General features: G+C 34.2%; 8 protein-coding genes. 6 read left to right on the top strand and 2 right to left on the bottom strand.

The window, feature by feature from the left end:
- Positions 1 to 247: 247 nt before the first annotated feature.
- Positions 248 to 1,174, top strand: coding sequence for a DnaJ domain-containing protein (locus BMY39_RS15330; protein ID WP_092581133.1), 927 nt, complete (start codon positions 248 to 250; stop codon positions 1,172 to 1,174).
- Positions 1,175 to 1,338: 164 nt separating this feature from the next.
- Here BMY39_RS15330 and BMY39_RS14910 read toward each other — a convergent pair whose 3' ends face one another.
- Entirely contained in the window at positions 1,339 to 2,331 is a 993-nt protein-coding gene (locus BMY39_RS14910; protein WP_092581125.1) for an IS110 family RNA-guided transposase, read from the bottom strand.
- Between the two features lie 237 nt (positions 2,332 to 2,568).
- On the opposite strand from BMY39_RS14910, the gene BMY39_RS14905 reads away from it, so the two are divergent.
- The 3 genes from BMY39_RS14905 to BMY39_RS14895 all read left to right on the top strand — a co-directional run bounded on the left by BMY39_RS14905 (position 2,569) and on the right by BMY39_RS14895 (position 5,909).
- Complete coding sequence (locus BMY39_RS14905; RefSeq protein ID WP_092581131.1) at positions 2,569 to 2,979, top strand: VOC family protein; 411 nt, start codon at positions 2,569 to 2,571, stop codon at positions 2,977 to 2,979.
- Entirely contained in the window at positions 2,980 to 5,253 is a 2,274-nt protein-coding gene (locus BMY39_RS14900) for an aminotransferase class III-fold pyridoxal phosphate-dependent enzyme (RefSeq protein WP_092581129.1), read from the top strand.
- A 143-nt stretch (positions 5,254 to 5,396) separates the two neighbouring features.
- Positions 5,397 to 5,909, top strand: a complete 513-nt coding sequence (locus tag BMY39_RS14895) for a hypothetical protein (RefSeq protein WP_092581127.1) — start codon at positions 5,397 to 5,399, stop codon at positions 5,907 to 5,909.
- Between the two features lie 164 nt (positions 5,910 to 6,073).
- Here the strand turns inward: BMY39_RS14895 and BMY39_RS14890 are convergent, their stop codons facing one another.
- Positions 6,074 to 7,066, bottom strand: a complete 993-nt coding sequence (locus BMY39_RS14890; RefSeq protein WP_092581125.1) for an IS110 family RNA-guided transposase — start codon at positions 7,064 to 7,066, stop codon at positions 6,074 to 6,076.
- Positions 7,067 to 7,391: 325 nt separating this feature from the next.
- On the opposite strand from BMY39_RS14890, the gene BMY39_RS14885 reads away from it, so the two are divergent.
- Positions 7,392 to 8,846, top strand: coding sequence for a sulfatase family protein (locus BMY39_RS14885; RefSeq protein ID WP_092581123.1), 1,455 nt, complete (start codon positions 7,392 to 7,394; stop codon positions 8,844 to 8,846).
- Between the two features lie 205 nt (positions 8,847 to 9,051).
- Positions 9,052 to 10,017 (top strand): SRPBCC family protein, encoded by a 966-nt coding sequence (locus BMY39_RS14880; protein ID WP_092581121.1) that lies wholly within the window; start codon positions 9,052 to 9,054, stop codon positions 10,015 to 10,017.
- Positions 10,018 to 10,123 lie beyond the last annotated feature (106 nt).

Genomic DNA, 10,123 nt, shown 5'->3' with positions numbered 1-10,123 from the left:
AAGTCCAAAGCTTCACCGTGTATACTAACCTTATTTCTCTCTTTTGTTCTTTCTGATTAATAGTCTAATTTATTGAATTGTAAACTTAAGACGTGTATAATTAATTGCTTTGGCAAGTGCCTATTTGGAAAATTCCTTCGGAATTTTCTCGCGTTCGTTTTTGTTTACTAAATTAGTTGCTGAAACACGCAACTAACCATACACAAAACCGTTGGGCATAATTTAAAACACGATACATTTGAAATAGATGACAGACTATTACAAAATACTTGGGATTGACAAAACTGCAACTCAAGAAGAAATCAAGAAAGCATATCGAAAATTATCAATCAAGTTTCATCCAGACAAAAATAATGGAGACGCTTTTTTTGAAAATATGTTTAAACAAATTCAAGAAGCTTATGAAACTTTAGGAAATACCCAAAGTAGAAATGAATATGATAGAAAATCTTCTAATCAATCATACTCTCAAAACCAAAAAAATAACCATTCGAATTTTGAACCAGTTATAGAATATTTCAAAGCAGACAGAACCTTATTTTATAGCGGAGACGAAATAACTTTCGAATGGAAAACATATAATGCAGATTTAATTGAAATCAAACCATTCGGAGTTGTTAATGCAAATGGGAATAAAACCTTTAAATTAAACAATATCAATCGACAATTTTTAAACGTTGAACTGAAAGCTACGAATACTAATATTTCAAGATATGTATCCAAACAAATCAATCTCGAAAACAAAATATTTAGAGATGCTAAAACTGAATCAACCCATAGAAGTGGTTTTTCAAGCACATACCAAAGTTCGGCTTCATATGGAACAAAAGAAAAAATCGAAACTGAAACATTTTGGTCAGCGAAAGGAAGATTGAGAAGAAAAGATTATTTAATAAGAGCCATTTTATTAGCAATACCTTATGGAATTGTGTTAGCGATTTCTGAAAGTTCATACGATGAAGGAATGGTAATATTCTCTGCAATTTTAGGTTTGGCTTGTTGGATTATTTTAGCAATTCAAGCAATAAAACGATTACACGATATTAATATGAGTGGTTGGTGGTATTTGATTTTTTTAATTCCATACATAAATCTAATATTCGGACTTTATGTATTATTCGCAGATGGAACTAAAGGACCAAATAATTATGGAACTGACCCTAAAAACAGATAAAAAACTATGCCCAACATTGGCTATAAACAATTGGGGCGAAAGTGTTAAAACGAAAGTATAAACATAAAATAAAGGTCGGTGCAAAACTGAAAAGTTAGGGCAAAAAATCCCCAACTGTTCATAGCCGTATTCCAAGATAAAATCCAAACAGTTTTAGCTTTTATTTAAGCTGCATATTGATTCAATAGCACATAAGGTGTACCTCTTTTTACAACAGCAAAAGCTCTGGCTAAAAGTTTATTTCTCACGTTATTTAATGCAACCATTTTAGGCTTACCTTCAGCTACCTTAGACTTGTAATACATTCTAAGCTCTTGGTCGTGCTGTATAGCTGATATACTGGCCATACTTAACAAACTTTTCATTTTCCTATCTCCAAGATAATGGCACTTTTTACGCCTGTGGATACTTGTTCCTGAACTATATTCAAATGGAGCCAATCCGCAATAACTTGAAAACTGCCTCCATGATTTAAAACGGTTGAAATTGTGAGTATGATAAATTAATTGACAAGCTAAAACAAAACCTATCCCTTTCATGGACAACAATAACTTAAAACTTTTATTAAGAGACTCTTCTTTTGTTATTAGCTCATACAAGCGCGCCTCCGTTGCTTTTATTTGTTTAGATAGGTAATCTATACTTCTCTTTAGAACAACACAGCCAACATCTGTTGATGGACTGTTCAGCAACTGCTTAGTTTCTTTAAGCGTTCCCATAAGGCCAGCTCTGTTTCTAACCAATTGGTCCCTTAAGCCTATCAACCTTCCCATTTCTTGAAACACAGCACCCCTTAATTTACTCGGTTCCAATTCCTCTCTATGCAACCAAGCATATCTAGCTATCATAGCCGAATCTATTTTATCACTTTTCTCTCTAACCAACCCACTAGAACGTTTAATTGTGATCGGGCTTTCTTCTACATAGGGAACTGCATTTTGGCTTAGGTGAGTAGCTAACTTTAGAGAATAGTTTCCTGTGTTTTCAAAACAATAGAAAACACGACTTCCCCCTGTCACTTTTTCTACCCACCTGAACATCCCCAAATACCCTTTGTAATCATTATTGAACACTTTGTGCTCTCCAGCTATGTGACATTTTACATCAATAGTCTTTTTTGATACATCAATCCCTACGGCTTCTTGGTAATTTTTCATATTTTTAAAATTAGAAAATTAATATTGTTGCTTTAACTATTTCCTTTGGTGGGTTCTTAACAACCTGGTATTCCAATTAGTTCTTTGCAACCTTTAGAGGAAAAGAGGACTGGTACGTCTAATAAGCCATTAACTTGAAGACCGTTTTAGTTCTCCTCTTTTCTTCTATTAAATTAATAATTCAAAATAAAGGAGACCGTTGTAATGCATTTGCGCACAAATAAAAGAACAAATAGTATGGCATCATTCCACTATGCATTTAAAGTAAAGGATATAGAATCAACCAGAAAATTCTACGTAGATATTTTGGGTTGTAAGGAAGGTAGGTCTACAGAAGCTTGGATTGATTTTGATTTTTTTGACAATCAGCTTTCAGCTCATATCAGTAAAGATTTTCCCGAATTAGACTACTGCGGGAAAGTGGATGGAATTAGCGTTCCAATTCCTCATTTTGGATGCTTATTGAAAAAGGATGAGTTTGAAGAAATCCAAAGGAAGTTAGAATCTCAAAATATTGAATTTGTTGTTAAGCCACAAAAGCGATACGAAGGAAAGGTTGGTGAACAACTTACAATGTTTGTATTTGATTTTAGTGGCAACCCTCTGGAATTTAAATCATTTTCTAATCCTAGCGAAACTTTTAAATAAATGAACACATTTTTAGAAAAAGAGTTTAGTATCAAAATTCTGAATAACAAGATACTTGATGGTTACGATAATAAAAATTATCATATCACAACTGAAGAAAATGATTTTATCTATAAGACTTATAAATTTTCAGAATCGTTAAAAGATACCGTTGAAGCAGAGAATGATACACTTCTCTACTTGCAAGTAGAGTTTGACACATATATTCCAAAGCCTTTTTCTTTTAAAGACAATTCCTTTGTAAAAGTTATAGAGTCAGATAAAGGCAGACAAATTTCGCGTATGCTTTCTTTTTTAAAGGGAGAGTTTCTTGGCAATGCAAAACACACACCATCCTTATTTGAATCTTTAGGAGCATTCTTGGCAAAGCTAGACATCAAATTAAAAGACTTTAAAAACTATACCATTCAAGCCAGAAAATGGGAATGGGATATTCAATACTTTGATTTAAACAAAAAGTACATCAATGACATTCCAAATCCGAAAGATAGAAATATAGTTGCATATTTTTTTAATCAATTCGAAGAGATTGTAAGACCTGTCATTCCTGAACTCAGAAAACAAATCATTCATAATGATGCTAACGAATGGAACGTACTTGTTCAAGATGATGAAATTTCTGGAATCATTGATTTCGGAGATGTTGCGCATACCTTTTTGATTAACGAATTGGCGATTGCTATTACTTACGGTTGCTATAACAAAGAAAATCCTCTCGAATGGGCTATAATCCTTGTTAAGTCGTACCATCAAGAGCTTCCTTTAGAAGTGAAAGAGCTCAACATTTTGTATTACCTCATAGCTGCAAGACTGTGCACTAGCGTGTGTAATTCTGCTCACGCACGCAAAACAGACCCAGATAATACCTATGCATCTGTTAGCGAGAAATCCGCTTGGAAAATGCTTTACCGTTGGTTAGAAATAAATCCAATCAAAGCTGAAAATGAATTCAGAGAAGCGGCAGATTTTCCAAAGCTAAAACAGATTGACATTCAAGAAGTCCTAAAAAGAAGACATCAGCACATTAGCCCTATATTGTCATTAAGTTATAAAGACCCAATTCATATGGTTCGTTCAGCGTTTCAATATATGTATGATGCTGATGGAAATACGTTTTTAGACGCTTACAATAACATTCCACACGTAGGACATTCACACCCAAAGGTAGTAGAAGCTGGCAAAAAGCAAATGGCTAAACTGAATACCAATACAAGGTACCTTTTTGACGAACTAGCCATATATGCTGAAAAACTATTGAGCCATTTTCCTTCTAAGTTGAACAAGGTGTTTTTTGTCAATTCTGGAAGCGCAGCTAGTGATTTAGCAATTAGAATGGCGAATAACCATACAGGTTCAAAACATATGATGGTAATGGAGCTTGGTTATCATGGTAACACACAAACCTCTATGGAAATTAGTGATTATAAATTCAACAACCCTAAAGGAAATGGTCAAAAACAACACATAATAAAAACAACTATACCAGACATTTATAAGGGAAAATATCAAACAGACAATCCCAATGCTGGTCAGTTATATGGTATAGATGCGGTAGCACAAATTAAAAATAGTTCTGTGCCAATTTCTGCTTTTATTAGCGAACCTATTGTAGGTTGTGCAGGTCAAGTTCCACTACCCAAAGGATATTTAAATGAAGTGTATCCAGCTATAAGGGCTCAAGGAGGAATTTGTATTAGTGATGAAGTACAAACAGGTTTTGGACGGATTGGCGACCACTTTTGGGGTTTTGAAGCTTCTAATGTAATACCTGATATGGTAATACTTGGTAAGCCCATTGCAAATGGACACCCAATGGGAGTTGTGGTCTGCACCGAGGAAATTGCTGCTTCTTTTGAGAAAGGTGTAGAATTCTTTAGTTCGTTTGGAGGTAATCCAGTTTCTTGTGCCATAGCGACTGCGGTGTTAGATGTTATAGAAGAGGAGGGATTGCAAGAGAACGCTAAAATAGTGGGTGAATATTACACTTCAAATTTAAGAGAATTAATGCACAAATATCCTTGCATTGGAGATGTTAGAGGTAGCGGATTATTTATAGGTTGCGAAATAGTAAGAGATCATTCCAAAAACCCAAATACAGAACTAGCTAGTCACATCAAGAATGAATTACGAAGGAAACATATACTAATAAGTACAGATGGACCTTTTGACAACATTATTAAAACTAAACCAGCTTTGTGTTTTAGCAAAGAAAATGTAGATATCGTGGTAAATGCCATTGACGAAGTATTAAAAACGCATTACAACAATGTATAAAAATAATAGCGGTTCAATCGCTAAAACGAAGTTAGGTAAATATGAAAAAAGGTCTGTGTTTAACTGAAAAGTTAGTGCGTGAAAATCCGCTACTATTCTTATACTAGACCGTTAGGCAACATTTAAACGAAACGCATATGTCAATGACCCAAGTAGCTTTTTTAAAGAAAGCTGATTTACCAAATAAAATAGAAATAGAGGAATCTATTCGCCAACTTGGATATGAATTTGAAATTTTAGATGATTTTGAAAATTTCTACGGAATTGACGGAATTGAATGTACTATAAACGGACAAAAGACTTTTTTCGAAATCTATTTCAATAATCCGAATGAAATAATATCAGAATCTGAATTCATTAAAAAAGATTTGACAGACCAAGATATAGCTGTTTCTTTTATTTGGGGAGCGGACTTTGCTGCTGGAGCTTCAATCGGACTTATTTCTGTTGCGTTGATTGATAAGTGTAATGCGTTAATTTATTATCTAGACGATGAAATTGCATATTCGAAAGAAATGCTACTAAATGATACGCCTGAATTCATAAAAGAACTGGAAAAGCAAAAAAAGTTCGAAGAGCAAAATCGGAATAGCAAACCAAAAATTCAACCGAAGAAAAAAGGCTTTTGGAACGGAATTAAAAAATTATTTAAATAAAAAACGTTGCCTAACAATGGCTATAAGTAATTGCTTGTTCTCGCCTACTTTGGAAATTCCTGCGGAATTTCCAACTCGATGTGTACTTGCAAAGTTAAGTGCTAACCCACGCAACTACTCATAGCCGTATTCCAAGATAAAATCCAAACAGTTTTAGCTTTTATTTAAGCTGCATATTGATTCAATAGCACATAAGGTGTACCTCTTTTTACAACAGCAAAAGCTCTGGCTAAAAGTTTATTTCTCACGTTATTTAATGCAACCATTTTAGGCTTACCTTCAGCTACCTTAGACTTGTAATACATTCTAAGCTCTTGGTCGTGCTGTATAGCTGATATACTGGCCATACTTAACAAACTTTTCATTTTCCTATCTCCAAGATAATGGCACTTTTTACGCCTGTGGATACTTGTTCCTGAACTATATTCAAATGGAGCCAATCCGCAATAACTTGAAAACTGCCTCCATGATTTAAAACGGTTGAAATTGTGAGTATGATAAATTAATTGACAAGCTAAAACAAAACCTATCCCTTTCATGGACAACAATAACTTAAAACTTTTATTAAGAGACTCTTCTTTTGTTATTAGCTCATACAAGCGCGCCTCCGTTGCTTTTATTTGTTTAGATAGGTAATCTATACTTCTCTTTAGAACAACACAGCCAACATCTGTTGATGGACTGTTCAGCAACTGCTTAGTTTCTTTAAGCGTTCCCATAAGGCCAGCTCTGTTTCTAACCAATTGGTCCCTTAAGCCTATCAACCTTCCCATTTCTTGAAACACAGCACCCCTTAATTTACTCGGTTCCAATTCCTCTCTATGCAACCAAGCATATCTAGCTATCATAGCCGAATCTATTTTATCACTTTTCTCTCTAACCAACCCACTAGAACGTTTAATTGTGATCGGGCTTTCTTCTACATAGGGAACTGCATTTTGGCTTAGGTGAGTAGCTAACTTTAGAGAATAGTTTCCTGTGTTTTCAAAACAATAGAAAACACGACTTCCCCCTGTCACTTTTTCTACCCACCTGAACATCCCCAAATACCCTTTGTAATCATTATTGAACACTTTGTGCTCTCCAGCTATGTGACATTTTACATCAATAGTCTTTTTTGATACATCAATCCCTACGGCTTCTTGGTAATTTTTCATATTTTTAAAATTAGAAAATTAATATTGTTGCTTTAACTATTTCCTTTGGTGGGTTCTTAACAACCTGGTATTCCAATTAGTTCTTTGCAACCTTTAGAGGAAAAGAGGACTGGTACGTCTAATAAGCCATTAACTTGAAGACCGTTTTAGTTCTCCTCTTTTCTTCTATTAAATTAATAATTCAAAATAAAGGAGACCGTTGTGTTTCATACTAAGGAAGAGATTGTACTCGTAAATAATATTATTCCAGAATGTAGTTGTAATAATAGGCTGAAAAATAGATACAGTAAGATTAATTGATAAATACAAATAAACAATTTTATAAATGAGAAAGTATACCATTTTAATTCTGCTAATTATGGTTTTGTTAATTAGCTGTAATCAACAAAAGCAAAACACCATAAAGCCTAATGTCGTAATCATATTTATCGACGATGAAGGTTATGGTGATGTTGGATGCTATGGAGCAACAGGTTTCCAAACTCCCAATCTAGACCACATGGCAAGCCAAGGAATGAGATTTACAAATTTTTATGCTGCTCAGCCCGTATGTAGTGCTTCACGTGCTGGCCTTTTAACAGGATGCTATCCAAATAGAATTGGATTTTCAGGTGCTTTATTTCCAAAAGATACTATTGGAATAAATAAATCAGAATTAACTATTGCTGAAATGTTTAAAGAGCAAGGTTATGCAACTGCTTGTTTTGGGAAATGGCATTTGGGATGGCAAAATGAGTTTCTTCCATTGCAGCATGGTTTCGATGAGTTTGTAGGTTTGCCATATTCAAATGATATGTGGCCGCATAATAATGTAACAGGTGAAAAGTTGCCCGAAGGCAAACAACGTGGAAAATTTCCAGAGCTACCTTTGATAGAAGGAAATGAAATTGTAGAAAGAATTACTAGTTTAAAGGATCAGGATAAACTTACAACGCTTTATACCGAAAAAGCGGTTGATTTTATTAACAGAAATGCAGAGAATCCATTCTTTTTGTATGTTCCGCATACAATGGGACATATTCCTCTCGGAGTCTCTGAAAAGTTCAGAGGTAAAAGCGAAAAAGGCTTATATGGAGATGTCATGATGGAAATTGACTGGTCTGTTGGTGAAATAAGCAAAGCATTAGAGAAGAATAATTTAGCAGAGAATACCATCTTTATTTTTACCTCTGATAATGGTCCTTGGTTGAATTTTGGTAATCATGCCGGTTCGTCAGGAGGACTACGAGAGGGTAAACTAACTAGTTGGGAAGGTGGGCAACGTGTTCCATTTATAATTCGTTGGCCGGGAAATACACCTGAAGGAACTGTGTGTAATAAATTAGCATGTGCAATTGACCTATTGCCCACATTCGCCTCCATAACAAATGGTAAATTATCTGACAATAAAATAGATGGTGTTGATATTACATCACTTTGGAAAGGGGATCTTGAATCTACCCCACGTGAAACCATTCTTTATTATTTTGGAAAAAATAATTTAAATGGTATACGAAAAGGAAACTGGAAGTTGGTTTTACCACATACTTATAACTCTTATGACGCAAAACCAGGTAATGAAGGACATGGAGGAAAAAAGGTAAAAACAGATATAAAGGAACCAGAGCTTTATAACATGATGAGAGACCCGGGTGAACGCTTTAATGTAATTGATTCTTATCCAGAAAAAGTACTAGAACTAATGAAAATTACAGAAAAATATCGTAAGGAACTTGGTGATTTAAATGTTGGAATCGCAAAAGGAAGCGAAAATAGAAAAATAGGTAAAATAGAAAATTAGAAAGATAAATTTATTATCATATCATCGGATATGAAGGTAGCCTTTTAATTAAAAAGGACGAAAACACAACAATGTATAAAAATAATAGCCGATATAGTAGTAAATTCAAGGATTTTAGCCCGCTTCAACCTGCCTGTAACTTGACAGGAAAGTGCCACATAGTCGGCTACTATTCTTATACTTAACGTTGCCACCAATTTGAGAAATGAACGAAAAAATTAAAAACACTTTAATTGCAATTGGAATTCCAGTTGTTTATGCAATTCTCGTCCGAATTATTTTTGGAATGAATTTGAAAACTTGGGATGACTTTTTTCAAGTTATGTCAGTAACATTTTTGTTTTTACTTCCGACAATAATTGGTGCTCTGACAGTTTACTTATCAAGTCAAGAAAAAGCAAAAAGTATTGCATATAGAATATTTACACCTTGGATTCCAGTTTTCCTATTCTTAATACTGACCTTAGCTTGGGGAATTGAAGGTTGGGCTTGTTGGATAATGATTTCACCTGTTTTTCTACTAACTGCATCAATTGGCGGAATATTTGGTGGTTACTTAAAAACTAACAGAAAAAACGACCGACTAAACATTTCGATATTAGTTCTATTACCATTTTTAATTGGGCCAATCGAAAGTCTAATTGAAACAATCCCTGGAACTTACAAAGCCTATACTTACATTGACATTAACGCACCAACAGAAAAAATTTGGGATAATGTAACTCGTGTAAAAGAAATTCCAGTTGAACATGACAAAGGATATCTGACAAGAATGCTAGGTTTTCCGAGACCTGTAAAGGCGGAACTGAACTTTGAAGGTGTTGGAGCATATAGAGAAGCTATTTTCACGAAAGGACTTGTTTTTCACGAAACTGTAACGGAATACAAAGACAATGAAAAAATGGTTTTCACAATAAAAGCATATCCACACGAAATTCCATCAACCACTTTGGATGAACACGTGGTAATTGGCGGAGATTATTTTGACGTTTTGAACGGAACATACGAACTTGAAAAATTACCGAACGGACTGAATCGTTTACATTTATATAGCCATTTCAAAATGAACACAACTTTTAATTTTTATGCAGGTTGGTGGGGAAAATGGATAATGAAAGATATTCAAAATAACATTTTGCAAGTGGAGAAGAAAAGGTCTGAAAATGAATAAAAAACTGGTGGCAACAAAGAACTGAGTTAAAAAACAAGTATTATTGAGCTAATTTTGAAACAAAGTTCTCATCATAAGGCAATCCACTTTTTGCAATAGCAAAGGC

Origin of the sequence: Hyunsoonleella jejuensis, from assembly GCF_900111025.1 — a bacterium.
Classification (GTDB): domain Bacteria; phylum Bacteroidota; class Bacteroidia; order Flavobacteriales; family Flavobacteriaceae; genus Jejuia; species Jejuia jejuensis.
This window is presented reverse-complemented; position numbering and strand designations above follow the sequence as displayed.

Coding starts and splice junctions, on each gene's coding strand:
- BMY39_RS15330 (WP_092581133.1), top strand. CDS start 248: ATGACAGACTATTACAAAATACTTGGGATTGACAAAACTGCAACTCAA.
- BMY39_RS14895 (WP_092581127.1), top strand. CDS start 5,397: ATGACCCAAGTAGCTTTTTTAAAGAAAGCTGATTTACCAAATAAAATA.
- BMY39_RS14905 (WP_092581131.1), top strand. CDS start 2,569: ATGGCATCATTCCACTATGCATTTAAAGTAAAGGATATAGAATCAACC.
- BMY39_RS14890 (WP_092581125.1), bottom strand. CDS start 7,066: ATGAAAAATTACCAAGAAGCCGTAGGGATTGATGTATCAAAAAAGACT.
- BMY39_RS14885 (WP_092581123.1), top strand. CDS start 7,392: ATGAGAAAGTATACCATTTTAATTCTGCTAATTATGGTTTTGTTAATT.
- BMY39_RS14910 (WP_092581125.1), bottom strand. CDS start 2,331: ATGAAAAATTACCAAGAAGCCGTAGGGATTGATGTATCAAAAAAGACT.
- BMY39_RS14880 (WP_092581121.1), top strand. CDS start 9,052: ATGAACGAAAAAATTAAAAACACTTTAATTGCAATTGGAATTCCAGTT.
- BMY39_RS14900 (WP_092581129.1), top strand. CDS start 2,980: ATGAACACATTTTTAGAAAAAGAGTTTAGTATCAAAATTCTGAATAAC.